At 46.4% G+C, this 26,891-nt stretch carries 24 protein-coding genes; 13 read left to right on the forward strand and 11 right to left on the reverse strand.

Going from position 1 to position 26,891, the window contains the following annotated elements:
* From QUA04_RS13310 to QUA04_RS13325, 4 genes are all read right to left on the reverse strand, one after another.
* A partial coding sequence (locus QUA04_RS13310) for a DUF4347 domain-containing protein (RefSeq protein WP_333257787.1) occupies positions 1-3,413 on the reverse strand: 3,413 nt, incomplete at its 3' end.
* Positions 3,414-4,188: 775 nt separating this feature from the next.
* On the reverse strand, positions 4,189-6,300 hold the full coding sequence (locus QUA04_RS13315) for a prolyl oligopeptidase family serine peptidase (RefSeq protein ID WP_333257789.1): 2,112 nt from the start codon (positions 6,298-6,300) through the stop codon (positions 4,189-4,191).
* A gap of 374 nt (positions 6,301-6,674) precedes the next feature.
* The gene (recR, locus tag QUA04_RS13320) at positions 6,675-7,268 is read right to left on the reverse strand and encodes a recombination mediator RecR (protein ID WP_006634457.1); all 594 of its coding nucleotides are present in this window, start codon (positions 7,266-7,268) and stop codon (positions 6,675-6,677) included.
* A 152-nt stretch (positions 7,269-7,420) separates the two neighbouring features.
* The gene (locus QUA04_RS13325; protein WP_333257792.1) at positions 7,421-7,789 is read right to left on the reverse strand and encodes a translation initiation factor; all 369 of its coding nucleotides are present in this window, start codon (positions 7,787-7,789) and stop codon (positions 7,421-7,423) included.
* A 240-nt stretch (positions 7,790-8,029) separates the two neighbouring features.
* Between QUA04_RS13325 and trpB the strand changes: the two genes are divergently transcribed.
* From trpB to QUA04_RS13340, 3 genes are all read left to right on the forward strand, one after another.
* Positions 8,030-9,268 carry a tryptophan synthase subunit beta gene (gene trpB / locus QUA04_RS13330; RefSeq protein WP_333257793.1) on the forward strand — a complete coding sequence of 413 codons (1,239 nt, stop codon included), beginning with the start codon at positions 8,030-8,032 and terminating at the stop codon, positions 9,266-9,268.
* A gap of 300 nt (positions 9,269-9,568) precedes the next feature.
* Entirely contained in the window at positions 9,569-9,979 is a 411-nt protein-coding gene (locus QUA04_RS13335; RefSeq protein WP_333257794.1) for a CAP domain-containing protein, read from the forward strand.
* 90 nt (positions 9,980-10,069) lie between these two features.
* Positions 10,070-10,702: a ribonuclease D gene (locus QUA04_RS13340; protein ID WP_333257796.1), complete on the forward strand. Its 633-nt coding sequence runs from the start codon at positions 10,070-10,072 to the stop codon at positions 10,700-10,702.
* Positions 10,703-10,964: 262 nt separating this feature from the next.
* Here the strand turns inward: QUA04_RS13340 and QUA04_RS13345 are convergent, their stop codons facing one another.
* Together QUA04_RS13345 and QUA04_RS13350 are read right to left on the reverse strand one after the other, a co-directional pair.
* Positions 10,965-12,053, reverse strand: coding sequence for a hypothetical protein (locus tag QUA04_RS13345; RefSeq protein ID WP_333257797.1), 1,089 nt, complete (start codon positions 12,051-12,053; stop codon positions 10,965-10,967).
* 604 nt (positions 12,054-12,657) lie between these two features.
* The gene (locus QUA04_RS13350; RefSeq protein WP_333257799.1) at positions 12,658-13,785 is read right to left on the reverse strand and encodes a HetZ-related protein 2; all 1,128 of its coding nucleotides are present in this window, start codon (positions 13,783-13,785) and stop codon (positions 12,658-12,660) included.
* Between the two features lie 136 nt (positions 13,786-13,921).
* Between QUA04_RS13350 and glyS the strand changes: the two genes are divergently transcribed.
* Positions 13,922-16,138, forward strand: a complete 2,217-nt coding sequence (gene glyS / locus QUA04_RS13355) for a glycine--tRNA ligase subunit beta (RefSeq protein WP_333257801.1) — start codon at positions 13,922-13,924, stop codon at positions 16,136-16,138.
* A 517-nt stretch (positions 16,139-16,655) separates the two neighbouring features.
* Positions 16,656-18,008 (forward strand): UDP-N-acetylmuramoyl-L-alanine--D-glutamate ligase, encoded by a 1,353-nt coding sequence (gene murD / locus QUA04_RS13360; protein ID WP_333257803.1) that lies wholly within the window; start codon positions 16,656-16,658, stop codon positions 18,006-18,008.
* A gap of 73 nt (positions 18,009-18,081) precedes the next feature.
* On the opposite strand, the gene QUA04_RS13365 is transcribed toward murD, so the two are convergent.
* The 4 genes from QUA04_RS13365 to QUA04_RS13380 form a co-directional block, all read right to left on the reverse strand.
* The gene (locus QUA04_RS13365) at positions 18,082-18,255 is read right to left on the reverse strand and encodes a hypothetical protein (protein WP_333257804.1); all 174 of its coding nucleotides are present in this window, start codon (positions 18,253-18,255) and stop codon (positions 18,082-18,084) included.
* A gap of 46 nt (positions 18,256-18,301) precedes the next feature.
* The gene (locus tag QUA04_RS13370) at positions 18,302-18,670 is read right to left on the reverse strand and encodes a hypothetical protein (protein WP_333257806.1); all 369 of its coding nucleotides are present in this window, start codon (positions 18,668-18,670) and stop codon (positions 18,302-18,304) included.
* A complete protein-coding gene (locus tag QUA04_RS13375) occupies positions 18,639-18,821 on the reverse strand; it encodes a hypothetical protein (RefSeq protein WP_333257808.1) in 183 nt (60 codons plus the stop codon). The genes QUA04_RS13370 and QUA04_RS13375 overlap by 32 nt, the downstream gene beginning before the upstream one ends.
* 90 nt (positions 18,822-18,911) lie before the next feature.
* On the reverse strand, positions 18,912-19,322 hold the full coding sequence (locus QUA04_RS13380; RefSeq protein ID WP_333257810.1) for an MAPEG family protein: 411 nt from the start codon (positions 19,320-19,322) through the stop codon (positions 18,912-18,914).
* A 31-nt stretch (positions 19,323-19,353) separates the two neighbouring features.
* Between QUA04_RS13380 and QUA04_RS13385 the strand changes: the two genes are divergently transcribed.
* From QUA04_RS13385 to QUA04_RS13405, 5 genes are all read left to right on the forward strand, one after another.
* Complete coding sequence (locus QUA04_RS13385; protein WP_333257812.1) at positions 19,354-19,527, forward strand: hypothetical protein; 174 nt, start codon at positions 19,354-19,356, stop codon at positions 19,525-19,527.
* Between the two features lie 287 nt (positions 19,528-19,814).
* Positions 19,815-20,753: a DUF389 domain-containing protein gene (locus QUA04_RS13390; RefSeq protein ID WP_333257814.1), complete on the forward strand. Its 939-nt coding sequence runs from the start codon at positions 19,815-19,817 to the stop codon at positions 20,751-20,753.
* 19 nt (positions 20,754-20,772) lie between these two features.
* On the forward strand, positions 20,773-22,350 hold the full coding sequence (locus QUA04_RS13395; protein WP_333257815.1) for a Na+/H+ antiporter: 1,578 nt from the start codon (positions 20,773-20,775) through the stop codon (positions 22,348-22,350).
* Positions 22,351-22,592: 242 nt separating this feature from the next.
* The gene (locus QUA04_RS13400; RefSeq protein ID WP_333257817.1) at positions 22,593-23,372 is read left to right on the forward strand and encodes a class I SAM-dependent methyltransferase; all 780 of its coding nucleotides are present in this window, start codon (positions 22,593-22,595) and stop codon (positions 23,370-23,372) included.
* A 99-nt stretch (positions 23,373-23,471) separates the two neighbouring features.
* On the forward strand, positions 23,472-23,807 hold the full coding sequence (locus QUA04_RS13405; protein ID WP_333257819.1) for a cupin domain-containing protein: 336 nt from the start codon (positions 23,472-23,474) through the stop codon (positions 23,805-23,807).
* A gap of 170 nt (positions 23,808-23,977) precedes the next feature.
* On the opposite strand, the gene QUA04_RS13410 is transcribed toward QUA04_RS13405, so the two are convergent.
* Positions 23,978-24,679: a Crp/Fnr family transcriptional regulator gene (locus QUA04_RS13410; protein ID WP_333257821.1), complete on the reverse strand. Its 702-nt coding sequence runs from the start codon at positions 24,677-24,679 to the stop codon at positions 23,978-23,980.
* A gap of 45 nt (positions 24,680-24,724) precedes the next feature.
* Here QUA04_RS13410 and QUA04_RS13415 point away from each other — a divergent pair, with 45 nt between their 5' ends.
* The 3 genes from QUA04_RS13415 to psb34 all read left to right on the forward strand — a co-directional run bounded on the left by QUA04_RS13415 (position 24,725) and on the right by psb34 (position 26,486).
* Entirely contained in the window at positions 24,725-25,243 is a 519-nt protein-coding gene (locus QUA04_RS13415) for a CdiA C-terminal domain-containing protein (RefSeq protein WP_333257822.1), read from the forward strand.
* A complete protein-coding gene (locus QUA04_RS13420) occupies positions 25,218-26,249 on the forward strand; it encodes a thiazole synthase (protein WP_333257824.1) in 1,032 nt (343 codons plus the stop codon). Before QUA04_RS13415 ends, QUA04_RS13420 begins: the two co-directional genes overlap by 26 nt.
* A gap of 69 nt (positions 26,250-26,318) precedes the next feature.
* Positions 26,319-26,486 (forward strand): photosystem II assembly protein Psb34, encoded by a 168-nt coding sequence (psb34, locus tag QUA04_RS13425; protein WP_106333461.1) that lies wholly within the window; start codon positions 26,319-26,321, stop codon positions 26,484-26,486.
* The last annotated feature ends 405 nt before the right edge of the window (positions 26,487-26,891 follow it).

Consider the following 26,891-nt stretch of genomic DNA (forward strand, 5'->3'; position numbering starts at 1 on the left):
GAGGGCAGGGTGTTGATGGTGTAAGAGGCGATCGACCCGTCGGGGTCGCTTCCTCCCAATCCTGTGACTAACTGGCTACTGTTGGGCCCGAGGCGGGAGTTGGCATTCTTGGCTAATGGCGGTAGGTTGCCAGTTGGAGTTGTGGGAGTTGGTGTGGGAGTTGGTGTGGGAGTTGGAGTTGTGGGAGTTGGTGTGGGAGTTGGAGTTGTGGGAGTTGGTGTGGGAGTTGGAGTTGTGGGAGTTGGTGTGGGAGTCGGTGTTGTGGGAGTCGGTGTTGTGGGAGTCGGTGTTGTGGGAGTCGGTGTTGTGGGAGTTGGTGTTGTGGGAGTCGGTGTTGTGGGAGTTGGTGTTGTGGGAGTCGGTGTTGTGGGAGTTGGTGTTGTGGGAGTTGGTGTTGTGGGAGTTGGTGTTGTGGGAGTTGGTGTTGTGGGAGTTGGTGCTATCAGTCCATCCACAGTAGCGGTAGCAGGAAGACTGATAGCACCGCTGTTGTCTGTGGCGCTGTAGGTGAAATTGCTTCCTGTAAAGGTGCCCGTCGTTTGGAAAAATAGTTGCTGCAACTCTGCTGGAGTCAGGACTTGGCCTGGTCTGACTGGTACGCCGCCGTTGGCTGGATCTCCTAAAAACAGGACTGCTTGGTCTGGTGATGGCAGGCTGTTGATGGTGTAAGAGACGATCGGTCCTTCGAGATCGCTTCCTCCCAATCCTGTGACTAACTGGCTGCTGTTGGGCCCGAGGCGGGAGTTGGCATTGTTGGCAAATGGCGGTTGGTTGGGAGTCGGAGTTGGTGCGGGTGTCAGAGTGGTTGTGACTTTAGCAGCACTACCGTCATTGTTCTCAAGAATTGGGTCATAGGTACTGGAGGTACTTCTGGCGGTGTTGCTGACGCTGACCTCTGGGGGTGCGATGAAACTAACTGTGTTGGTAATCGCAGCAGGAGGACCGCTGGCTAAGCTGGGAACAGATGAGAAGGTGACAATGCCAGTAATTGGATCGTAAGTACCGCTGGATTGACTAACTATTGTTAAACCGGGAACAATGCTATCAGTAATTATGACGTTTTCGGCTGTGCTCGGGCCGTTGTTGACTGTGGAAATTGTGTAACTGACTGTCCTACCCACAGTTTCGGTAGTAGTCCCGGTTTTGGTGGTAACGACATCGGCACTAGGTGTCAGAGTTGTGGTGACTTTAGCCAGCGGATCAGTACCGTTGTTGTTTTCAGGAAAAGGATCTGGGGTAGGTGAGGTACTTCTGGCGGTGTTGCTGACGCTGCCGGATGCAGATGCAGGTGCGATGAAGCGGACTGTGTTAATGGCAGGAACACCGGAAGGCAAGCTGGGAATCGCTGGGAAGGTGACAATCCCAGTATCTGCATTGTAAACACCCTCGTTGGATAGACTAACTATATTTAAACCGGGAACAATGCTGTCGGTAACGGTGACGTTTGCGGCTGTGCTTGGGCCGTTGTTGACTGTCGAAATTGTGTAACTGACTGTCCTACCCACTGTTTCGGTAATAGGCCCGATTTTGGTGGTAACAACATCGGCAAGAGCAGCAACAATTGTAGTTGAGACTTGAGAGATGGGTTGGGAACTATTGTTGTTAGCTAGATTTGGGTCGAAAGTGCTGGATGTGCTATAGGCAGTGTTAGTTAAGGGAGCGGTGACTGTTGGGGAAACTGTGGCGGTGATGGTGCGGGTTTGGCTAGCACCGTTAGCCAGAGTCGGAATCGCCGGCCAGATGACCGTCCTCGTTACGGTATTGTATCTGGCGAGGTCGGAGGCGCTGACGAAACTTAAGCCCTCTGGGAGCGGATCTTGAATCAGGACGCTTTCGGCGCTGTCTGGCCCGTTATTTGTGGAGGTAATCGTATAGGTAATGGTGCTATTGGGTATGGCATATATCGGGCCTTTTTTAACAATGGAAACGTCGGCTACGAGTGTAGGCGGATCTATACTTTGGACGATGACGTTGTTAACTTCGTGAATGTTTGTGTTGCCTCCTGTCGAAGCAGCAAAGCCAAATTTAAAAGTACGTGGCACTTCTCCGTTTACGATTGCCAAATTTGGTATATCGAGCAGTGTTTCGCCCGCATCAAATGTGCCGTTGCTGTTCAAGTCGAAGGCAACTGTAAGACGGTTAGGAAATGTTGGTGAATTCGCGGGAAATAATGTAACTTGAACGGTTCTTTTAGCCTCAGCGCGAATGCTTGTATCTTTATTATCTATCCCACCGGGAACGACTCTGCTAGTTAAAAAATTATAAGATGTGCTTTCGCTGCCTCTAAGTCCTACTGCATCCTCTAGCTTCCCTCCCAGCGCAGCCGGATTTGTATTTACACGCCCTCCCACTCCTGTTTGACTAGCAGAATAATTGCCAAACTCGTCTAATCCGACACCTAAATAACCTCCTGAAATACCAAGTGAAGCGGGGCTATTATTATTCTGAGCATAGCCGAGAGAGCCACCATAGCCTCCCGCTTCTGTTGGCGTAGCTCTTCCGTCAATGAGGAAAAAACTAATGCCATCGGCACCAAGGGGGGTATTATCCCCTGGTGGTCGTTGTGGAAAAAGGACAGTACCTCTGTTATAGGCAAAGTAATCAAAGGTAACTCTCAGACCCTCAGTGGCCGAGATGGGGTTGTTGTAGATTACAAAAGCTGCTTGTTGAAAGGCGTTTGATGTTAATCTCAAAGTACCTTGTCCCTCTAGATCGCCAGTCCCTAAAGCAGGAATAACACCGCTGGTGTTGGCTGTACTACCTGCGGTTAAGCCTGGGTTAGCTGAAAGGGTGTTGCCAACTCCATATATCCAAGGCCCGATTACTGTTGAATTTTTAAATTCTTCAGCAGCTAAGGTAGCCAGGACTGATGTGTAGCTTTCTAGGACTTTTTTTTCAAAGGCTAATTCGGTATTTATTTGTCTTGTGGTAATTTCTAATTCCCAGTTGCCACCTAATGCTGCACTCCCTGTTAAATTATTGGAAGCGGCAATATTTGCCCCGGTTAATTCGCTGAGTTTTTGTATGAATTTAATGCCGGATTCGCCGGCTGCTATGTTACAGCCGTAAAGCAGAATGCTGCCAGATTCGCTAAGGGCTTTTCCCCACTGCTGCAATTGGTGGCTGTAGGTTTCTAGATTATTAATATTAAGTTCTGTTGAGCCGATTTCTACTGCTGCTTCTCGACCGTGAGAAACTATGTGCAGGCTGGTGATGCTGCTGCGTTGACCCAGAATTTCCGTGATTTGCTCGATTCCATCCCGGGTTCTATCGAGCAAGATTACTTCTGTACCGCATTTCACTCCTCTGAGCAACTCTTGGTAGTTTTCTACTTTTGAATCCACAATCGCTAGATTTTTTCGGCTAGCTGTCTCTGCTTTATAGCTGGCTTGTCTCAAGATTTTAGTTTCCATATTGGTAGATTTGCGTGTTTGTGCCGCTGACAAATTTGACAGATTTGGGATGGTTTTCATTTTGGGTTAATTGGGTTGCTAAATCTAAGCTACCCCTTTTCATAGATGACGATAAACTTTCAACTATAAAGTTTTAAAATTTATTGTTTTATTAAACCTAATAGTTACCTCTATTTGTTATTTGTGATGTTAGTCAATCATTAGACAGAATTTACTGCGATCGCCCTTGGATGTCCTGATGCGGCCGATAGCTGCAACTCCTAACATGAATAAGGGGTAACAGCCTTTGTATTAGTCAAGATGCTTTATTTTTGGGATAAATGATATCAGGTCTAACGTTACTTATATGGTAAATGACTTACGGATTTATCAGCATAAGGGGTCACACCCCTCAGGATAGTTTTCTGAGTCTGGTGACATCGAGGCTGGCTCAGACAGCTTGAACCGTAAATATACTGAAAATATTAATTTCCTACTAAAAACTGGCAGAGTTTGACTTTGAGGTGCGATCGCTATTGAAAGTTGAGAGTACCCTATTTCTAGAGATTTATACTTATACTAATTTGGTGTGCAGTAAGATCACAGCCATGTAATAATAGCAACTTAACGCTACAAAAGTTAACAAATAAAGTTGACAAATTATATATGTTAATATCAGGATTGCGGTGACAAAAAAGAACGATCGCACTTAAATTCAAAAAGAACGATCGCCCTTTACACCCTCTTTTTATTTAAATCATGAAACTGCGTTGATCGCACGCCCTAACGCGGCTTGCTAAGCGTCAATATCGAGTTCGCGCACTAAAAAAGCCCATTCATCAGCCAATTCTTCAATCACTTTAGCGGTCGGTTTGCCACCCCCGTGTCCCGCTTTAGTTTCAATGCGAATTAACACTGGTTTTTCTCCGGCGTGGGTTTCTTGCAAAGCAGAAGCAAATTTGAAACTGTGGGCCGGAACCACGCGATCGTCGTGATCGGCAGTTGTAATCATTGTCGCCGGATAAGCCGTTCCCGGTTTGAGGTTGTGCAAGGGAGAATAGCCGTAAATTGTCGGAAATTCCTCGGCATTATCGGGAGAACCGTATTCCGAAGTCCAGGCCCAACCAATGGTAAACTTGTGGAAGCGCAGCATATCCATAACCCCGACTGCCGGCAGCGCTGCGCCGAACAATTCCGGCCGCTGAGTCATGCAAGCCCCTACTAATAAACCGCCGTTGCTACCGCCTGCGATCGCCAATTTTGCCGGTTTGGTGTATTTGTTTTCGATCAACCATTCAGCGCCAGCTATAAAGTCGTCAAACACGTTTTGCTTGTTCAACTTTGTCCCTGCTTGGTGCCATGCTTCGCCGTACTCGCCGCCGCCCCGCAAACAGGCGATCGCATAAACTCCACCCATTTCCAGCCACACGACATTGCTAACAGAAAAACTTGGGGTTAGCGACACGCCAAAACCACCGTAGCCGTAAAGGTAGGTGGGGTTATTGCCATCCAACTGCAAGCCTTTTTTGTGGGTAATAAACATGGGTACTTGCGTACCGTCTTTGCTCGGGTAAAATACTTGTTTTGTCTCGTAATCGTCGGGATTAAAATCGACCTTTGGCTGCCGATAAATTGTACTTTCACCTGTCACCATATTGTAGCGGTAAATAGTGTTTGGTGTAGTGAAACTCGTGTAAGCATAAAAAGTTTCGGTGTCGTGTCGCTTGCCGCCGAATCCTCCGGCTGAACCGATTCCGGGCAAGGCAACTTCTCGCACGAAAGAGCCGTCTAAGTTGAAAATTTTAATCTGGGTGTAGGCGTCTTTCAAGTAGGAAGCGACAAATTGATTGTTCAGGAGGCCTATGCCTTCGAGAGTTTCTGCTGCTTCGGGGATAATTTCTGTAAGCCCCCCCTCCCTGGGCGACGGGGGGGTTTCGTCACAAGCGAGGGATGAGGGAGGTGGGTTGTTTGTGTCGATCGCAATTACGCGGCCCAACGGTGCATTCAAGTCGGTTTGAAACCAGAAAATAGAGCCCTCATTGTCGATAAAACTGTACTCAGCCTCGAATTCGTTAATTAGTTCTACAACGGTTGATTCCGGTGCAGTTAAATCCTTGTAAAAAATCAAGTTTTTGGTTTCAGTTCCCTGCCAAACTGAGATAATCAAGTATTTGCCATCTTCGGTGACGCCGCCACTAAATCCCCACTCTTTTTGGTCTGGTCGCTCGTAGATTAATACGTCTTCAGATTGCGGCGTGCCGATTTGGTGGTAAAACAGTTTTTGGTAATAGTTAACGTCTTCGTGCTTGCTTTTTTCGTTGGGTTCGTCGTAGCGGCTGTAAAAAAAGCCTTTACCGTCATGAGTCCAGGATGCTCCTGAAAATTTAATCCACTTTAAATGGTCTGATAAATCTTCGCCGGTTGCCACATCGCGGACTTTCCATTCTTGCCAGTCGGAACCGGAATGAGACAAACCGTAGGCCATGTGTTTGCCGTCTTCGCTGATAGCTATGCCACCCAAAGCAACGGTTCCGTCTTCTGAGAGAGTGTTGGGGTCAATTAATACTTTGGGTTCGCCGTCGAGGGATGTCAAAGTGTAGAGTACGGATTGATTTTGCAGGCCGTCATTCTTGTAGTAGAAATAGCGAGATCCTTCTTTGAAAGGTATGCCGTATTTCTCGTAATCCCAAAGTTGAGTCAGGCGCTGTTTGATTTTTTCCCGCGCCGGAATTTCGTAGAGGTAGCCGAAAGTGACTGCGTTTTGGGCTTCCACCCAAGCTTGGGTTTCCTCTGAGTCGGGATTTTCCAGCCATCTGTAGGGGTCGGGTACTTTGACACCGTGGTAGTCGTCTGTTTGGTCGATTTTGCGGGTTGTGGGGTAGGTGAAAGGTCGATCGAATTGGGTCATGATTTTTTACTCTCGGTAACTTTGTCCAGTTTACCCTTTCGCGGCAGTGACGACAGGGAACAACGACACCAAACACCAAATATCAAATACCAAATACCCGACAGGTTTCAACCTGTTGCTACACAGACAAAACCCGCCGACGCGGGTTTCATATCTTACAAATTACTCATTGCCAGCCTCCACGAAGCAATCGTAGAAGCTTAGGATATAATAACTATCCTCGCATCAATTGTGAACTCTTCCTCCTCTCTATCTCTTCCTACCCTACCCTTCGGGAACCCCTGCGGGGAACGGGAACGGCTTCGCCGAACGTGTCCTTCGCGTCTTCACGGTTCGTTTCTCTTATTTTTAAATCAGCCATCACCCGTTTTCAACTAATCCAACTCTCTCCTTCCTTCCAAAGCACGAGCCAATGTAACTTCATCGGCATATTCCAAATCTCCCCCCATCGGCAAACCAAAAGCTATGCGCGTCACTAGGGTAAAAGGTTTTAATAAGTGACCGATATAAAGAGTAGTAGTTTCGCCTTCAACGCTCGGACTAATAGCAATAATTACTTCCTTAATCTTTTGCTGACTGACGCGCCGCACTAACGGTTGAATGTTCAATTGTTCCGGGCCAATTCCATCCATCGGTGAGATAACGCCACCAACAACGTGATATTTACCCATATATTCCCGCGTTTTTTCTAAAGCGATTACATCGCGGGATTCTGACACTACACAAAGGGTATGACTGTCGCGGTTTGTATTGCGGCAAATTTCGCAAACAGGGTCAGCAGATAAGTGAAAGCATACTTGACAGAAACCTACTTGCTGTTTGGCATCAATCAAAGATTTAGCTAGGGCTTGCACTTCTTCTTCCGGTCGTTTCAAAATATGTAAAGCTAAACGCTGGGCTGTTTTTGGGCCGACTCCGGGCAAGCGCTGCAATTGTTCGATTAAACGAGCTAAAGGTCGAGTGTACATTAAAAATTGGCGGTAATTGGTAATATCATTTCTGGTTGATTCGCGACAATATAATTTGCGCGATGTAGGGGCGGGTTTTACCAACCATCTATGTTTTAAACTAAGTATATCATAAACTCGTCCCGCCCATACACTGATGACTATTGACTAATTTACCCTCCACTAATTTTAGCTTTGTAGCCTAAATTTGTGATAATTTCTAGCAGCTTTTGCTTGTGTTCGCCTTGAATTTCGATTTCATTATCTTTGACTGTGCCGCCAGTACCGCATTGGGCTTTTAGCTGCTTGGCTAAAGTTGCTAATGTTTCGGGTTTTTCCTGAAAGCCGCTGATGACTGTAACTGTTTTGCCGCCGCGTCCTTTTCGGGATGCTTCGATTTTGAGATTTTGTTGATTGGGGGGAACTTCGGCAACTCCCCGTTGGAGGGCGGCCGAGTTGTCAACGTTGCCAAATTCGGAGTAAACTATTCGTTTGCCCTCGGTTGTTTTGCTGTCAGAATCTTTGCGTTTGGATGCTGCCATAGGTTAAGATGCTTGAACTTTTTTTACTGGTATTTCTAGTTTTAGCGGATTGGGGTATGGTTGCGATCGCTCGGAATGCGCTCTATCTTCTACTTATTGTATTAGCCCGTCAAGCGTTCAAGGAATTATAATGAAATTTGTTCGATCGCCTCAAGTCCACAACCGATTTGGTACGATCGACACCAAGCCTCTAGCTTACCCGCGAATCTAAAAAATCTAAAATCTAAAATCTAAAATCAAATGACTGTCACCCCCCTGCATCTCACTTCCGAAACCAGCGCCCAACGCCCCGACTCCCTCGGCAGATTCGGCAAATTCGGCGGCAAATACGTCCCCGAAACCCTGATGCCGGCTTTATTTGAACTAGAAGCGGCTTTCCACAAATACCGCAGCGAACCGGAATTTCAACAGCAACTCCAACAATTGCTCAAAGATTATGTCGGCCGCCCCAGCCCTTTGTATTTTGCCGAACGCCTCACCGAACACTACGCTAAAGCAGACGGAACTGGCCCGCAAATTTACCTCAAACGCGAAGATTTAAACCACACTGGTGCTCACAAAATTAACAACGCTTTAGCTCAAGCATTGCTGGCAAAACGTATGGGCAAAAAGCGCGTAATTGCTGAAACTGGTGCCGGTCAACACGGCGTTGCTACTGCCACAGTTTGCGCTCGTTTCGGTATAGAATGCGTTGTCTACATGGGCGTTCATGACATGGAAAGACAGGCTTTAAATGTGTTTAGAATGCGCTTGATGGGAGCCGAAGTGCGGCCGGTGGCTGCGGGTACGGGAACGCTCAAAGATGCGACTTCCGAAGCGATTCGCGACTGGGTGACAAATGTCGAAACAACTCATTACATTCTCGGTTCCGTAGCGGGCCCGCATCCTTACCCGATGATGGTACGCGATTTCCATGCGGTAATCGGTGAAGAAACGCGGGCTCAGTGTCAGGAAAAGTGGGGTGGTTTGCCGGATATTTTATTAGCTTGCGTCGGCGGCGGTTCTAATGCAATGGGTCTTTTCCACGAGTTTGTCGGGGAAGAAACTGTCAGATTGATTGGTATTGAAGCGGCGGGCGAAGGTGTGGAAACTGATAAGCACGCTGCTACTTTGACTAAGGGAAGTGTGGGAGTTCTGCACGGGGCGATGAGTTATTTGCTGCAAGATAATGAAGGTCAAGTAATCGAGCCACATTCGATTAGTGCGGGTTTGGATTATCCGGGCGTAGGGCCGGAACACAGTTATTTGAAGGATGCGGGCAGGGCTGAATATTATAGCGTAACTGATGCAGAAGCGCTGGGAGCATTTCAGCGGCTTTCGCAGTTGGAGGGGATTATTCCGGCTTTGGAAACTGCTCACGCGATCGCCTATTTAGAGACTCTCTGCCCGCAGCTAACAGGCAATCCCCGCATTGTGCTTAACTGTTCCGGACGGGGCGACAAAGACGTGAACACTGTAGCAAAGGTTCTGAATATCTAGGTTAGCGGAATGTGGGGCGATCGCTCTGTAGGAATTAGTAACAACTGAGATATTGCACCATTCTCAATAACCCTTCTATGGGCGGGCTCTCCTGTCCCTCCTACAAGAAAATGCACTTTTTGTGAAAGAGGTCGTTGGGCATTTTAAGCGAGAATGGTGCAACATAGGAGTAACAATTAACTTTATTTCTCATTTGATTTCATGTCCAAAGGTTTGATTTTGATGTGCTTGGGATTGTTGACCATCATGCTGCCAAAGTGTGGCACGTTCATTATTTCGCGAGCGCAGCCGGAAACTTCCATGAATACTAATGTTGCTTCGAGCTCTATTACTAACTTAGAAAAAGCGGTTAACCAACAGATCAATCAATACCGAGCATCTAAAAAGTTGCCACCGCTGAGTATCGATCCGCGAATCAGTCAGATAGCAAGAATTCACAGCGAAAATATGGCTAGCGGTAAAGTACGTTTCAGCCACGATGGATTTGAAGGGCGGGCGAAGGCAATTACTCTTCCTTATCAAAGTGTAGCTGAAAACGTTGCTTACAATTTCGGCTTCAGCGACCCGGTACGCAATGCTGTTGAAGGTTGGATTAAAAGTGAGGGCCACCGCAAGAATATAGAAGGTCAGTTTAATGTGACCGGTATTGGGGTTGCGAAAAATGCCAAAGGCGAGTATTATCTTACTCAGCTTTTTGTTCGCAGCCGGTAATTTGAAGCAAGAAAGAAGAAGCAAGAGGGAAGAAGGAAGAGGGCAGTCAACAGTTAACAGTCAACAGTCAACAGTCAAAAATTACTAATAATGGAATTTGCAGATTTTCAAGTGTGCGATGGTGATATTCCCGATTCTCTCTTATCTTATTATTTGACTGCTTCGGCGATCGCGGTTGATACGGAAACAATGGGCTTGCTACCGTGGCGCGATCGCTTGTGTTTGGTTCAGTTGTGCGATCCGCAAGGTAAAGTTGCAGTGGTGCGGATTGCCAAAGGCCAGACAGCAGCACCGAATTTAAAGAAGTTAATGGAAGCCGAAAATATTGAGAAGGTATTTCACTTTGCGCGCTTCGATCTGGCAACCATGCGTTACAATTTAAGTATTGACATTGCACCTGTTTTCTGCACCAAAATAGCGAGCAAACTTGCGAGAACTTACACCAACAAACACGGACTTAAAGATTTAATCCAAGAATTGGAAAACGTAGAACTCAACAAAACTTCTCAAAGTTCTGACTGGGGAAATTCCGAGCATCTTTCAGACGACCAACTCAGCTACGCTGCTAACGATGTCCGTTATTTGCTGAGCGCTAAACAAAAGTTGACTGCTATGTTGCAGCGAGAAGAACGCTGGGAAATTGCACAGCAATGTTTTCAGTGTTTGCCCGTTTTTGTGAGTTTGGATTTATTGCAGTACAAGGATGTTTTCGAGCACGGCTAATACCATTTTAGATTTTAAATTTTAGATTGGGAATGACTGATGACTACCAGGGTTTAGAACACGGGCCTACAATTGCATTTTTTTTTGGAACTGGTATAATATTCTGTCACCTCGCAGAACAGCCATCAAATTGGTTTGTAGTGAAGACTTGAGTTATCATAAAACTCGCTTGGACTAAAGTCCTCACTACAAACATAATTATTATTATTTGACCGGACTTGATGTGAGTTAAAAAAAATTCAAAACAGTCATCTATGGCTGATTAAGGCTGATCGGGATTGTGTCCGTGCAGCAAAGCTTCAATTTGGTCGTCAACATTTCTAATTACCTGTTCCAAAGCGGGCAACCCCTCTAAATGCCCAGGAGAAAGCCGAGTTCGATCGCGAATTTGATTCACTTTCCGCTGCAATTCTTCGGCCAGCCGCAGTGCGTCCCGACTCAAAGTAGACAACTGCTGCTGCTGGTAAAACCTCAAAGCTGCCCCCCGCAAAACTTGCAGGGTGGCTTCTTCCTTGCCACCCACCGTCATTACCCGCAAGCGCAACAGCAAATGAGTGTTTTGATATATGCGCTCAACTTCGACTTGTTTGGGCTGTTCCACCGGGCAAACAGGCATATCTGTCAGCCGCTTCAACTCGTCGATGACCTCTTGGAAAAGGACGATATCGATACCTTCAAGCATCGATTTCAAAACGCCATCTTGACTCCAAAGAATGCGACCTTGGGACTGGTGCCGCTCAAAAAACAGGCGGCCGATACCCTCTCGCAGCACTCTACCGAGCAATTCTTGCAGCAGTTGGGGCGCGGGCAAAGTTGCCAAAACTTCCACTTGGCTTGACAAGTGCAAGGCCTCGACATTCAAAACCGATAGCTGTGTCGGTGTCGGGGGAACCTCAGCGCCAGCAGGTTTAAACTGCTCAGGATCGGGCATCGAGGGTTCTGGCACAGACAGCAGCGTTTCTGCATTGGGGCCTGGAGTTGCTGATGCGGGATTTTTGGGTGTTGGGGCTGCTTCGGCGGTTGTTGGGGCTGCTTCGGCGGTTGTCTGGCTGGGTTCTCGAAGCTGGCTCCCGTGCAGCAAGTAAGCTGAGAGCATCGAGCGCTGAGTTTCCGAGGCAATTGCCTCTGTTGTGACTGAGCAATTCATGTAAGCTAAAATCCGCTGCACGTAGTCCAAGGCGGAGTCATCTTTGGCATCGACTACGCCCAATTTAAACAGATTACCTTCTAGAGATAAAGGCAAAACTTGATAGTAAAGGCAAGCTTCAAAGGGGACAACTGTATCGATTAGGTGAAATATTCGATCGGAGTCCATTGTAGCTGCCGAGTCTGTTGAAGATGTATGTACCATTAGCTGCTTTGTAGTTGGAAGCGCGATCGAGCGCGACGCACCAACCTGATGCGATAAAATTAAACGCTGCAACTTCCCTGACGGAGGAATTGGCCTAATAACCGGAAGCTTTTATTAAAGAAAAATCCTTAGTCCCAGAATTTTCTTCCTTCTGTATTGCAGCCTTAAATTCTACCAAAAGATTGAGATCTAGATGATGACTAGCGCAGTCTAGACCCACTATCATCGATCGCCCAAGACAGATTCCCGTGGCTAGCAACAATAGAATTATGTCAGGAATACGCTAGTATTACAGATGCACCACAACCGATGATTTACGGGCAACCGCTGAATTTAGGATTGGTTAAAAAATCCTGAAAAGTCGATCGTGCTGCTAGTATCTTAACTCAGAGAGTTGACTGTGATCGTTTTGGAGCGCGATCGTCACGGCAGCGCTACAACCTCCCGATTAATCTAACCTGATTTGATACAAGGGGCATCGCGCGGTTTTCCACGGAGAAACTCGCAGTAATCTGTGGCTGTTCGGGAATTGATTTGTAGCGCGGATTCTGAAAAATGCTACCGCCCATTAACAATTAGCAATTGCCCGCCACCCATTACCAATCTACTCGTTGCGGAGCGATTGAGCTGCTAAATAGAGTTTGCTCCACTCGCCGATGACTTGATTGGTTTTCAGCTTTAATTCAGAGGCGATCGTCTCTACACTTTTCCCTGCTTTCAACGATTCTACCAACTGCCGCTGCACCGGCGTGAGGTTTTGTAAATATTGCTGCCACTGAGCCGGAGTCAAGCCCAAACTGTGTTCTTTGAGCGAAGTTTCCAGCCAGTTGGCGACTAATTCCGGTGCTTGTTTGACCGCAAAAACCCGAATCGCGTGGTAACTGACTTTTTCTCGCAAGCGGTAAATTTGCTTGATAGGAACCTTCAAATCCTCGGCAATTGCCTCTTGGGAACGACCTTGCAGGTAAAGCTGCAGCCACCGGGAAGCTAGCGGATCGACTTCAGCGGCCAAGTAATTCTCAAATTCTTGTTGGACAATCTGCCGCTGAGTTTGCTGCTCTTCCCAAGCTTGATTTTCTCGATACTCGGACATCGCCTGTTCGTCTAGCAGGCTGAGCGGTTCGTCTGTATCGTCGGGTAGAACCTGTTCCGACACCAGCCGCACCCAGTCTCCCGCAGGCACTTGCGTCAACCCGCCCCGCTGGGCACGCCGCAGGTAGTTGACAAAACGGTACACCAGCAGCGGCTGGTTGCGGATCGGCCGCAAGCAGTATTCTTCTGTGCTCGCTAGCAGCAAAGCATTTCGCAGGCGTCTGTCTGAGGTGCATTCGGCAATCCAGGCGACTTGCTGCTGCAGGTAGCGATCAGAATTGAGCATTTCCTGAATCACTTCTTGTAGTACCTCCACCGCACTCCGCTGTCTGTCGCGACTCAGGGAAACCCACGCTTGGATTTTTTGCCGGAGCACAACTAAACCGCCGAGTCGCCCGATCAAGTTGCGGTAAGCTTTTTCTGGCGGTACTCCCAGATACCGAGAAATCAAAATTCGATATAAAAAGTCGATCGCCCCAGAGGCGACAGACAATTGAGTTGGGCTAAGAGTGTCAAATCTTTCGGGCTTGTCTCCCAACAGCCACCGGACAACACTCTCGCGGGTGCTAGAATTTTCGTCCGGGCAATCTTGTTCAAGTCGTGACTTCCAATCTTGTGCCAGTCTTTCCGCCAAGGTCATGAGCTGTTGAGCTATTTGTCTTTCACCCCCGATTTTACGTGGTATCCTGGATTTTTGAGTATTTTTCAGATATACGATCACGCGATCGGATAAATTACCTTAAATTACCCTAAACAAAATTCCATTACGGTGCGATATGCCTAACTTTTTATTAGAACTCGGTACAGAAGAATTGCCCGCATCTTTTGTCTCAGGCAGCGCCCAGCAGTGGCAACGACTTGTACCTGCAACGCTGGCAGAAGAATCCTTGACAAATGACTCTATTAATGTATACGCTACTCCGAGGCGTTTGGCCGTTCTCGTGAAAGGACTGCCAGTTCAGCAATTAGATAGAGAAGAAGAGGTAAAAGGGCCGCCGGCGAGTTCGGCTTTTAAAGATGGCAAACCGACGAAAGCAGCCGAAGGTTTTGCGAAAAAGCAGGGCGTAGAAATTGATGCTTTGGAAGTTCGCGCTACCGATAAAGGCGATTTTGTGTTTGTGCTCAAAAAGATTCCGGGGCGGATGACAGCGGATATTTTGACAGAACTTGTGCCGCAGTGGATTAATAAGTTAGAAGGCAAAAGATTTATGCGGTGGGCCGACGGAGATTTGAAGTTTCCGCGCCCAATTCGATCGCTCGTGGCACTGTTGGATGATACTGTACTGCCAATTACATTGGTGAGCGGTTCGGATACGGTCAAGAGCGATCGAATTTCCCAAGGGCACCGGGTGTTATACACCCCCCCTACACCCCCCCTTGGCAAAGGGGAGACATCGCTTTCTACACCCCCCCTTGGCAAGGGGGGGGCGGGGGGGGTCTCGATTCCGCAAGCCGAGGATTATGTCGAGTGTCTGCGGGCTGCTTGCGTGGAGGTCGATCGAACCCAGCGCAAAAATCAAATTAAAGCACAAGTAGAAGCCGCAGCGACACAACAAGGCGGTTACGCCGACATTACCGAAGATTTGTTAGAAGAAGTCACTGACTTAGTAGAATGGCCGAACGCAGTTGTCGGCAAATTTGACGAGGACTTTTTGATATTGCCGCCGGAAGTAATCACCACAATTATTGTGACAAACCAGCGGTATTTCCCCATCCTCAAAAGCCCCGGTTATCCCGAACTTCGGCCCTATTTCATTACAATTTCCAACGGAGATCCGGCTAAAGCAGCGATTATTGCCGCAGGTAACGAGCGAGTAGTGCGGGCGAGATTGGCAGACGGTCAGTTTTTCTACAAAGCAGACTTGGTAAAGCCTCTAGAAGATTATTTGCCAAAGTTGGAAAAAGTTACTTTCCAGGAAGATTTGGGGACAGTGCGCGCCAAGGTCGATCGTCTGTGCAAGATTGCCAGCCTCATCGCCAATCAACTGCAAATCACAGGCGAAGAACAAACTTACATAGCAAGAGCAGCCTTACTTTGCAAAGCAGACCTCGTAACCCAAATGGTTTACGAACTTCCCGAAATGCAAGGAATCATGGGGCAGAAATACGCCTTAGCAAGTGGCGAATCGGAAGAAGTAGCCACAGCGATTTTTGAACATTATTTGCCCAAAGGCGCGGGCGACAATTTGCCGCAAACTCTCACAGGTCAAGTTGTCGCAATAGCAGACAAATTAGATACATTAGTCAGCATCTTTGGTTTGGGAATGTTGCCGACTGGTTCATCCGATCCCTTCGCTTTGCGCCGCGCAGCCAATGCAATAATTAACATTATTTGGGCGGCTCAGTTGCCAGTCAACTTGCACAAGTTGCTCGCAGAAGTTGTTGCCGAATTTACCGCAGCACGCCCAGAAACACCGGCGGAGTTGCTATCGCAGTTATACGAGTTTTTCTTACAAAGAATTAGGACTTTGTTGGAAGAAGAAAAAAATGTAGATTACGATTTGGTAAATGCAGTTTTGGGAGAAAACGACCCAGAATATACTGAACGAGCATTGAGAGATTTGTTGGACGCACTGGAAAGAGCGCTTTTTTTGCAAGAAATCCGCAATAACCAGACTTTGGATCTAATTTACGAAACAGTCAATCGTTCAACTCGTTTGGCGGCTCAAGGATCTTTGGATAAAATAGAATTGGAACCAAAAGCGGCGGTGAAACCGGAGTTATTTCAAAAGTCGTCTGAACAAGCTTTTTACGATGCAGTAGTGCAGTTAGTGCCGCAAACGCTGCTATCCAAACAAACTCGGAATTACCAGCAGTTAGTAGATAGTTTGACGGAAATTGCTCCAACTGTCAGCAGTTTTTTCGACGGGCCAGAAAGCGTTTTGGTGATGGATTCTGACCCGGAAATTAAGCGAAATCGGTTGAATTTACTGGGGCTGTTGCGGAATCACGCGCGGGTGTTGGCTGACTTTGGGGCGATCGTCAAAAGTTAAAATTGACAAGATTTGAGTCCGCCGGGGATGGAAAACCTCCGCTTCAGTCCGCCGGGGGTTGAAACCCCCGTCTCAAAGCGAAAGTCCTCGCTATGAGGACTGAAACCCACACATACCAAACTTTTCAGTCCGCCGGAGGTTGAAACCCCCGTCTCAAAGCGAAAGTCCTCGCTATGAGGACTGAAACCCACACATACCAAACTTTGCAGTCAGTTTTAACTGGCTTTAGTTCTTAGACAGGGGTTTTCAACCCCTGGCGCGCTTGGGGAAAACGAGCGGGCCTGCAGGCAAAACAACTTGAGAAACGTACTTCTTAAAAATCTGGATCGGCATAACATTAAAGTTTACGAATAAAACGAGTAAATCTATTAGGATTGTTGCCGAAGTGGGCGATTATCAGCAGAGCTCGATCGCTCTCTTAAAAAATAAGCAAAATGGCCAATAGTCAACAACCAATTCAAGGTTAAGATATAAACTTATAAAACCAGGGAAGTTCGCTCCATCACACACACAAATTATGCCGATAGCTCATATCATTGGACTAGGAAAATCAGGAATTGCCGCCGCAAGACTGCTAAAACGCGAAGGATGGGAAGTAACGCTGAGCGATCGCTCATCTTCCCCAAATTTGCTCGAACAGCAACAGGAATTCGCTAACGAAGGAATTCATGTGGAGTTAGGTAAATCTTTTGAACCAGTCGAATCTATAGAATTAATAGTAGTAAGTCCGGGCGTTCCCTGGGACAGTCCAGCATTAGTGCGCGCCAGAGAGTTAGGCATTGAAACAATCGGAGAAATGGCTCTCGCGTGGCGTTACCTCAAATCTCCTTGGGTGGGAATTACCGGGACTAACGGCAAAACTACTACTACTGCTTTAATTGCTGCTATTTTTGAAGAGGCCGGGCTTTACGCTCCCGCTTGCGGCAATATTGGGTATGCTGCGTGCGAATTAGCTTTAGCAGAAAAACAGCCGGATTGGGTAATCGCAGAAATCAGCAGCTATCAGATAGAATCCTCGCCGTTTGTAGCGCCGCGCATCGGAGTTTTGACGACTTTGACACCGGATCACCTCAGCCGACACAAAACTTTAGAAAATTACTACAACATTAAAGCGCATTTGCTGAAAAAGTCTGAATTGCAAGTAATTAACGGCGACGATCCTTGTTTGTGGCAACAAGGAGTTGACGTTTGGCCGGATGCGTGTTGGACGAGTGTCAAAGGTGAAAAAGAACTGTTGGGCGATCGCACTTTTGGAGCATACATCGAAAACGGTTGGGTAATAGCTCAAAGTGAGAAAATTCTGCCTGCTAATTCTTTGCGGATGGTGGGAGAACACAATTTGCAGAATTTGTTAATGGCGGTGGCTGCGGCTAATTTGGCGGGGATAGATAAAAGTGCGATCGCCCGGGCGATCGCTAAATTCCCCGGAGTTTCGCACCGCCTCGAACACATCTGCACTTGGGAAGGCATAGATTTCATCAACGACAGCAAAGCTACTAATTATGACGCCGCCCAAGTCGGGTTGGCTTCTGTAAGCGCACCGGCGATTTTAATTGCGGGCGGCGACGCCAAAGAAGGGGACGATCGCGCATGGATTGATACAATCAAGGCGAAAGCTGCTGGGGTGTTGCTAATTGGGGATGCGGCAGGTATTTTTGCCGATCGGCTCGAACAAGCAAATTACAACGCTTGGGAAATTGTCGAAACAATGGAACGAGCCATCCCGCGAGCAGCAGAATTAGGCAAACAGAACAACGCTAAAGTAGTGCTGCTTTCCCCAGCCTGTGCTAGCTTCGATCAATACCAAAACTTCGAGCAACGGGGCGATCATTTCCGCCAATTATGCCTCGAATCGCTGGCTAAAAAGTAGGGCTAGAGATAGATTGTACGCGATATCGGAGCCGGACACGGCATTGCCGTGTCCGGCTCCGGGATCTGCGACTTTATAGATGTGCAAGCCCTCCAACTGTCTTCCAAATATCCTTAATTCTAGCCTGCTGTTTCCATTCTAGCTCATCAAAAACTAGCATCATTTCCTCATGAGTGTAATCAATAATAATCGCCGCCAATTGAGCGGCAGTTTCCGCTTCCAGCATGGCTAGTTTCAATTGGGTCATTGCTTGTTTATCCATCAACGCTAAAACTTTGATTTCAACCTCACTTTTATTTTAATTTTTGCCTGCAAATCTCTTTTAATTTTGCCTTAAAACTGGCAAGCTGAGCAGCATTTACTCTGTCTAAATTGCGCGAGGATATTCTAACTTCTTGACTGCAAAGCTGAGAGCGCAATTTTTCATCAATCTCCAAAATCTTGCCTTCGGAAGCGACATTTTTTTGCAACAAAGTTGCGATTTCCCTTTCCAGTTGGCGATTTCCTTGCTGAAAGAAATCTTGAGAGTTAGAACGAAACAAACCGCTATTGACTTGCTGAATTTGGTTAGGTGTCAGCAATTGAGCCGATACAGCAGCCGGAAATCCCAAAGATGCTGCTAGCCACCAGCTAGAAATTATCTGTTTGAGAATGCTGTTCATCACTGTCTCGAGGAGTTATTACCTCAGTTGGTTTCTCGTTTTCTGACTCGCTTGCTAATTCATCTTCTCGTTCAAGTTTTTCTTGCCACTCGACAAGCTGCTGAAAAAGTTGCGGGTTAATTTCAAATACGGGTTTGTTGGTTTCTGACATATTTACTCCTAACATTTATTACATTTAACTGGTTCCCAGGCAGAGCCTGGAAACCAGTAGAAAAACAATTATGTCGATCCGAAGCTACGATCAAACCTTCAGCAGCGACATAATTATGCCTGTTAAGGAACCACCAAGTAAAGCTAAAGTAGCTAATGTACTAATGCCAAATCCTGCAGCTCTTTTTTCGGCAGCTTGATAGTAACCCCAAGCAAACAAAATGCGTCCAATTATCCAAACTACGCCGATACCCGCCCCCCAAATTGGGCTGATAAATTGCGAGAACAGCCACAACGATGGCAAAAATATAATCATTTGCTCTAAGGTATTTTGCTGAACTCGCAACACTCGCTCAAAGTCTGGGTTTCCTGTCACCTGCGGGGGAGAAATTTTGTATTTGAATCTAGCTCTGCCGACGTTGATGGTAACAACGAAGTAGAGAATTAATGCTGAAACAGTAATTAGACTAGGCCAAAGTGTCGCGTTTGCTTCTGCGAGCATAATTCGGTATTATTGGGGTGGAGTAGATATCTTGATTATAAATCAATTATTGCCGATCGCGTTATTCACTGCCATCCCGTCATTCAAGGCAGGGGATTTGATTCAACTGGTGGGTATTAGTGGCGAGGCAATTGCTTTAGAACTCCGGGACATCCTCGAAAACTTGCTGGCTGGGATTTTGATTCTTTTGCCTGCACCTGCATAGGGATACAAGCCCCCGACTTGCCGTGAGCCACCGCAAATTTTAGACTATTGTTCAAGCTCCCCGATTCATCAGTGGAGTAAATCTAAAATCTAAAATCTAAAATCTAAAATTTGTGGAGTAAATCTAAAATCTAAAATCTAAAATCTAAAATCGACTGACTGCACCTGCACAGGGATACAATCCCTCGACTTAAGGAGATTATTTTGCTCAACAATATTCGAGACCGTCTTAAATATTTCACCAGGAGCAGGATTCCTCGAGAGCATTTAAAGAAAATACGAGTTGACTTGTTGGAAGAATCAACCCTAGATATTGACTATCTAGTCTTAATTCTCGGCTCCTGTATAATCGCTACCTTTGGACTGCTTGCCAACAGTGCGGCCGTCATCATCGGTGCTATGATCATCGCGCCTCTGATGTTGCCAATCCGAGGGTTAGCATTTGGAGCGGTAGAAGGTAACGTTCTCCTCTTCCGCAAAGGTTTAATTGCATTAGCAGTCGGGACGCTGCTAGCAATTTTTCTAGCTTATTTTTTGGGCGCTTTGGTACAACTTCCCGACTTTGGGAGCGAAGTTCTAGCTCGTTCTAAACCTACATTACTAGACTTAGGAATTGCGATCGCCGCTGGGGGAATCAGCGGCTATGCGAAAGTTCAGCCCAAAGTTTCTGCTACTCTGGCGGGAACTGCGATCGCCGTGGCTCTCATGCCGCCAATTTGTGTTATAGGTTTAGGCTTGTCTCAAGCTAATTGGTCCCTCAGTTTGGGAGCCAGCCTCCTGTATCTTACTAATTTGCTGGGAATTACTCTTTCCTGTATGCTGACCTCTTTAATGGCCGGCTACACCCCCCTGCATCGCGCCGGTAAAGCCCTCTTGTGGGCGCTAGCATTGACGGCTATACTTGTGATTCCTCTGGGCGTGAGTTTTGCGGAATTGATCGAGCAAGCGCAACTCGAAGCCAGTCTGAAGCGGGCGTTGCTAAACCGAACTATCACTTTTCAACGGGTGGAACTGATTAAAACTGATACTAACTGGTTGACTAAACCGCCGGAAGTGCGTCTGAATGTTCGCAGCAGCGAAGCTTTGACACCCAAACAGGTGCAGCTTTTAGAAGCATTTGTCGAAAAAGAAATGGGTCAACCATTTACCCTAATTTTTCAAGTCAGTCAAGTGGAAGAAGTGCGGCGCTCGACGCTGAATAAGTCTCGCTCGAAACCGAAGCCTTAACTATTTTATTCCTAATTATATGACCCCAGAAACTCTAATTAACGAAGCGACTATCGAGGGCAATCTGAAGAAATTTCTTTTAGTGCTATTAGTTTCCTTAAGTGTGGCGATTCTGCCGCAACTATGGGGCTGGTTGCGCCAAATTCCCTACACGCTGCTTTTAGTAATTGTCGGGTTGGGTTTGGCTTTTATAGATGTGCGATTGGTGTCGCTCTCGCCCGAACTGATTCTGTTGATTTTTTTGCCGCCTCTTTTGTTTGAAGCTGCTTGGAATCTCGAATGGTCTAAACTCAAGCGGGATTTAGTGCCGATCGCTCTTTATGCGGTTTTGGGTGTTGTTATTTCCGTTGCTGGCGTGGCTTTTGCTCTCAACCAAATAGCTGGAGTTTCTTTAGGAATCGCCCTTTTGGTAGGAGCTAGTATATCTGCTACAGATCCTGTTTCAGTTATTGCATTGTTCCGGGAACTGGGAGTTGAAAAACGCCTAGCTTTGCTGGTGGAGGGAGAGAGTTTATTTAATGATGGCATTGCTGTTGTTGCCTTTAGTTTTTTGGTGGGATTTTCTTTAGGGACGGATGAAGTTGGCATCCCATTTCTGGTGGGGCGTTTCTTAGCTTTTGTGGGAATTGGGATTACTGTCGGGAGTGCGATCGGTTTTGGGATATCCTATCTCACCCAACGGTTTGATTTACCTTTGGTGGAGCAATCGTTAACCTTAGTTTCCGCCTACGGCACTTATATAATTGTGGAGGATTTAGGCGGTTCTGGGGTGATTGGTGTGGTGGTGATGGGCTTGATATTTGGAAATTTCGGCTCTCGTATCGGTATGCAACCCAGTACCAGACTGGCGGTAACACAATTTTGGGATTTTGTGGCGTTTTTTGTAAATTCGATCATGTTTCTGCTGATTGGCGATCGGATTAGTTTTGCTGGTTTGCAAGCGAATTTAGGAGTGATTGGCATAACTGTGGCGGCGATGTTTGTGACACGAGCGATCGCTATTTTTGGTTTAGGATGGTTGAGCAATAGGTTGGCAAAATCTGAAATTTCATTAGCCGATAGAACTGTGATTTGGTGGGGAGGATTGCGGGGTTCTGTATCGATTGCTTTAGCTTTGAGCGTGCCGGAGGTTTTCCCAGAGCGGGACAAAATTATTGGGATCGTGTTTGGCGTAGTTTTATTTACGCTGCTAGTACAAGGTTTAACCACCAAGGCGCTGCTGGAAAAATTGGGGTTGTTGAGCAACCAGGAGTTGCGCCAGCAGTATCAGGAGGCGATCGCCCAACGTGTTGCTCTCAACCGGGTTGTCAAGTATCTATCTGAAGTATCGGGCGATCGTAAAATCGAGCCTAAGTTTTCCAATCATCTCGTGAGTCAGCTTCAAGAAAAATTAAACTTGCTGCAAGCAGAAATCAATCGAATGTACGATCGATCTCCTGAACTGCAGGAGATGACTATCGACAAACTCCAAGGGGATTTGCAGGCAATAGAGGCTGATACTTATGCTGAATTTGTGCGAGCGGGTCAATTGAAGGAGGTGCCTGTTTCTGTGTTGCGGCAATGTTTTAAAGAGCGCAATGAGAAAATTGTTTCTTAAAGCGAATTCGGTTGCAGGATTAACAGAAATAAGTTCTACTACAACGAGTACGGGTTTTGTGCTTTCGACTGAAAGCATTGTTGGCAATCAAAAACAGTCCGAATTGTTGAGGGGCGGACATGGTATAATTCCTGATATTGTAGGGTGCGTCAGCTTAGGATAATTTGAATATGAGCTAGATCATAGAAAGATTTGGGAGAATTTGGCAAACTGAGAGTAAGGTTAAATAGGAGGTCAATTTAATGACCAATACTGCTCTCAATTTGAAGACTGCACCCGGACATGAAGTTCTGGCCGCGGCGGGTAAGAAAATGTTGAGGCCGGGGGGGAAACTTGCTACGGAACAGTTATTTGAATGGGCCGATTTTCAGCCTGGGGAGACTGTTTTGGAGTTGGCTGCTAGTTTTGGATATAGTTCGATCGCCCTTGCTAAACGTTTTGGCGTAAAAGTAGTGGGAGTTGAGAAAAATCCCGAGAGTGTGGCCCGCGCTCGTGCTAATGTTGCAGCAGCCGGTTTGAGCGAGCGAGTGGAAATTGTGGAAGGAGATATTTTTCACTTGGATCGGATTTCGCAACAGTTTGATTGGGTGTTGGCTGAAGCTATCCTGACAATGCAGTCGCCGTCAGGGAAAGCTAAAATTGTATCGGGAATTTGCGATCGTTTAAAACCAGGCGGCAAGTTTCTCTCTCACGAACTTTTAGCTAGAAACCGAGAATCTGAAATTCACAAAGCTTTATCAGAAGTGATTCGGGTTAATTCAACGCCTTTGTCTGAGTCTGGCTGGATTGCTGTTTGCCAAAACGCTGGTTTGCAAGTAGAAAAGTGTCAAACCGGGGCGATGGGGCTCCTCAACTTGTCGCGAATGCTGCAAGATGAAGGGTTTGTGGGTACTGTGCGGATTTTGTGGAATATATTAAGTCGATCGCAAATTCGCGATCGTATCTTAGCAATGCGTCGAGTTTTCCAGCATTACCAACAGGATTTAGGCTACATCGTTATCTCTGCAAAAAAGCCATCTTAACCGAGTCAATCAATTTTCGATTTTCGATTTTCGATTGAAGAAAGTGAAGCCTCTGATAAATTCAAGGCTTGTGACCAAAATAATTAATTGTCAAAAACTATGACTACTACTCTTTTACCGCTACAATCCTCAGCTATCCAACTCCGAGACACAATTGAATATCCCGCCGCCGGAGTGTCGAGCAAAGTTTTAATCAAAGACAATAATTGTCAGTACAATTTACTTTGTCTGGCTGCAGGTAGCGAAGTTGCAGAACACTTTTCGCCGCGCAATGCTACAGTTAATGTCATCGAAGGAAAGGGGATTTTGACTCTAGAAGGCAAAGATATTGTCTTGGAACCGGGGGTGTTTGTTTTTCTGCCCGCCCGCGCTCTCCACGCTTTGAAAGCTGAACAAAATTTGGCATTTATATTGACACTTTCTGAGCCTCATTAATGCCATCATTATTCTGTAGGAGCGAATTTTACCAACCATAATTGCCGCAAATCAATAATCTGATAAACTCGCCCCGATTCACGGGTTGTGGGGGCGGGTTTATATAATAGTGAGTGGCAGTAAAATATTGTTTGTGAAACCCGCCCGTACAAAAATTGGAATTTTAACATTTAGTCTATTTCATCTCCAGAGGCGATATCCTCCAATTTTTCCCAATCCAATACAATAATTTTACCGCCTCGACTGTAGGAGACAAACGGCTTGAGTTTCTTAAATAACCGCACGCATTCTTCGTAGGTAATCCCAATGCTGCGAGCAATTTGATAGTAGGGAAAACGTTTCTCTAAACATACACTATTATCCGCAATCTTCGTACCTTGCTCGACGGCAAAGTAATGAATAAATCGGGCCAGCCGCACGATCGCCCTTTCCGACACCAACCCGTGCACAGTCTCGTGCAGTTGCTGCAACCGCTGGTTGAAAACCGCCAATATTCGCAAAGCAATCTCGGGATTTTCCCGAATAGCTGCTAGCAAAACTTCCCGTTCTGTGGTAAGAACTTGCACATCAGTTTCTGCTGTCACCGTTGCGGGGGCAATGCCGTTGCCTAGCAAAGCAGGTGCGGCAAAAATATCTCCCTGAAATAAAGTGCGGAGAATTGTTTCTTTGCCCGCCGCCGCTGTTTTTGCAACCCGCAGAGAACCGCTCAAAAGAGTGTATAATTTTTCGGGGATGCGATCGCCCTCATACATCACAACTTCTCCCTGTTGATAAGTCCGAATTGCTGTATGTTCTTGCAATCGCTCTAATTCAGTTTGGTTTAAGCTGGTAAATATTCCAATTTTAGCCAGTTGCTCAACAGTTGCTTTCATACCTTTAACTCTACCCGCTCGGAGTCCATTGAGAGTATAGTAACGGTGAATTCAGAATATATCGAAACAAGCAGAGCCATCTACGAAAATGCAGAACCAGAATATCGGCGATATTATTTTGATGAGATAGCTGGCGGATTTGTGCTAATTCACCCACAACATAATCTTAATAATTCGGAAATCTTTCTTGCTGAAGTTTTGGCTAAAATAGGGAAGAGAGTTAGAATGTTGAGCGAGCAAGCAGCAGAAGGTGTGAGAACGCCAGACGCTGAGATTGACGGTGAGATTTGCGAATTTAAGGAGTTGACTGAACAGACTCAAAACATCAGAGACCGAGTGCAAGAAGGCATCAGTAGATCCAAAAAACAAGGTGCATCAGCCGTTGTTTTTCACATCAATCGAGAAAATTATGATGTCGGGAAAATCAACGCTGGCATCAAACAAGCTCTGTTTTGGGATACCGAAAAGCAAATTCAAAAAATATTTTTTGTTTTTAATAGCGAACAAATTCAAATCATCACACGGGAAGAGTGGAACAATGGAAGATCATTTCAGCGAATTTAAAGAGATTGTAGCCCGGGGATTGCAGAACAATATGCCGCGAGATGCTAAATTAATTACTGTAGGGCAAATTTTATATGCTGTTAGCCACGACGATCTAACAATAGAAGAAGGTTGGAAGCTTGAAGAGATGATGGGTGGCCGAACACAGTGGGAAGAGGCACTTGAATACAGCATTTTTGGCTATCCAGTAGACACAGCAACGCCACCTTTAGACAAACCTCTAATTATTGCCGGCAAAACTTTTCATTCTCGCTTGATGACGGGGACGGGAAAATATCGCAGCATCGCAGAAATGCAGCAAAGTGTCAACGCTAGCAGGTGCGAAATTGTTACTGTAGCTGTGCGGCGAGTGCAAACAAATGCTCCCGGTCATGAAGGATTGGCAGAGGCTCTCGATTGGACTAAAATCTGGATGCTGCCAAATACTGCTGGTTGTCAAACTGCGGATGAGGCAATTAGAGTAGCTCGTTTAGGTCGGGAAATGGCGAAACTTCTAGGGCAAGAAGACAATAATTTTGTCAAATTAGAAGTGATTCCTGATGCTAAATATTTGCTGCCAGATCCGATCGGCACTTTGGAAGCCGCAGAACAATTAGTAAAAGAAGGTTTTGCCGTTTTGCCCTACATCAATGCCGATCCCCTGCTGGCAAAACGCCTCGAAGAAGTCGGTTGTGCGACAGTTATGCCTTTAGGTTCGCCCATCGGTTCAGGACAAGGGATCAACAATGCGGCCAACATTCAAATAATTATTGACACGGTAAATGTTCCTGTGGTTGTCGATGCGGGGATCGGGACGCCCAGCGAAGCAGCCCGAGCAATGGAAATGGGAGCCGATGCACTGTTGATTAATTCCGCGATCGCCAATGCCCAAAATTCCCCGGCAATGGCAAAAGCAATGGGAATGGCAGCAGAAGCGGGGCGGATGGCGTACTTAGCAGGCAGAATGCCGATCAAAGATTACGCGATCGCCTCTTCTCCGCAAACAGGCACTGTCACATCCAAATAAATTCCTGAATTTTCCTGGGCGCTTTTTTGGTAGAGTTGTAAACATCAAAAATATTAAGGATTGTGACTGATGCCTTACATCAAAGATGACGATGGACGCCTGAACAACTTTGCTAAAGAGCCGAAGGTGTATGAAGCCGTACCTCCCAACAAAAATCAGCAACGCAACTACATCATCATGGGTATTGCAGCAGCCATGTTAGTCGCCGGTTTGGTGTACGTGGCTGCCTCCGTCTGAAAACTGGCCTGAGACTCAAAGCTGCTTCAAATCGCAATTTTAAATAATCCTTCGAGAAACCATGTTTTCCTTTCCCAAGGAAACATGGTTTTTGTGTTTCAATACAAAGCAGGGAGTTGCGACAATCCTGAAGCGTGCCGAGCGAGCTGGAAAGCTAAATAAGACGAGCATAAATTTGGTGTTTTCCTCTTGGCTGTCGGGTTCAGGGACTTGGGTTGCACTTAATCACACGGGTTAGTCACCCACATAAAATTGCCAATTGAAAATCCACAATCCTTTAGTCATCACTGGTGCGATTGACTGCCTTCGGGGCTTAGTTGTGAGGTATGAGCGATCGAGATTTCAACTCTCAACTCTACAATCTAAAATCTACAATCCAAAATCTAAAACCTAAAACCTAAAATC

This window comes from Microcoleus sp. S13_C5 (assembly GCF_036700845.1).
Lineage (GTDB): Bacteria > Cyanobacteriota > Cyanobacteriia > Cyanobacteriales > Microcoleaceae > Microcoleus.

Coding starts and splice junctions, on each gene's coding strand:
- QUA04_RS13315 (WP_333257789.1), bottom strand. CDS start 6,300: ATGACCCAATTCGATCGACCTTTCACCTACCCCACAACCCGCAAAATC.
- recR (WP_006634457.1), bottom strand. CDS start 7,268: ATGTACACTCGACCTTTAGCTCGTTTAATCGAACAATTGCAGCGCTTG.
- QUA04_RS13325 (WP_333257792.1), bottom strand. CDS start 7,789: ATGGCAGCATCCAAACGCAAAGATTCTGACAGCAAAACAACCGAGGGC.
- trpB (WP_333257793.1), top strand. CDS start 8,030: ATGACTGTCACCCCCCTGCATCTCACTTCCGAAACCAGCGCCCAACGC.
- QUA04_RS13335 (WP_333257794.1), top strand. CDS start 9,569: ATGAATACTAATGTTGCTTCGAGCTCTATTACTAACTTAGAAAAAGCG.
- QUA04_RS13340 (WP_333257796.1), top strand. CDS start 10,070: ATGGAATTTGCAGATTTTCAAGTGTGCGATGGTGATATTCCCGATTCT.
- QUA04_RS13345 (WP_333257797.1), bottom strand. CDS start 12,053: ATGGTACATACATCTTCAACAGACTCGGCAGCTACAATGGACTCCGAT.
- QUA04_RS13350 (WP_333257799.1), bottom strand. CDS start 13,785: ATGACCTTGGCGGAAAGACTGGCACAAGATTGGAAGTCACGACTTGAA.
- glyS (WP_333257801.1), top strand. CDS start 13,922: ATGCCTAACTTTTTATTAGAACTCGGTACAGAAGAATTGCCCGCATCT.
- murD (WP_333257803.1), top strand. CDS start 16,656: ATGCCGATAGCTCATATCATTGGACTAGGAAAATCAGGAATTGCCGCC.
- QUA04_RS13365 (WP_333257804.1), bottom strand. CDS start 18,255: ATGACCCAATTGAAACTAGCCATGCTGGAAGCGGAAACTGCCGCTCAA.
- QUA04_RS13370 (WP_333257806.1), bottom strand. CDS start 18,670: ATGAACAGCATTCTCAAACAGATAATTTCTAGCTGGTGGCTAGCAGCA.
- QUA04_RS13375 (WP_333257808.1), bottom strand. CDS start 18,821: ATGTCAGAAACCAACAAACCCGTATTTGAAATTAACCCGCAACTTTTT.
- QUA04_RS13380 (WP_333257810.1), bottom strand. CDS start 19,322: ATGCTCGCAGAAGCAAACGCGACACTTTGGCCTAGTCTAATTACTGTT.
- QUA04_RS13395 (WP_333257815.1), top strand. CDS start 20,773: ATGACCCCAGAAACTCTAATTAACGAAGCGACTATCGAGGGCAATCTG.
- QUA04_RS13400 (WP_333257817.1), top strand. CDS start 22,593: ATGACCAATACTGCTCTCAATTTGAAGACTGCACCCGGACATGAAGTT.
- QUA04_RS13405 (WP_333257819.1), top strand. CDS start 23,472: ATGACTACTACTCTTTTACCGCTACAATCCTCAGCTATCCAACTCCGA.
- QUA04_RS13410 (WP_333257821.1), bottom strand. CDS start 24,679: ATGAAAGCAACTGTTGAGCAACTGGCTAAAATTGGAATATTTACCAGC.
- QUA04_RS13420 (WP_333257824.1), top strand. CDS start 25,218: ATGGAAGATCATTTCAGCGAATTTAAAGAGATTGTAGCCCGGGGATTG.
- psb34 (WP_106333461.1), top strand. CDS start 26,319: ATGCCTTACATCAAAGATGACGATGGACGCCTGAACAACTTTGCTAAA.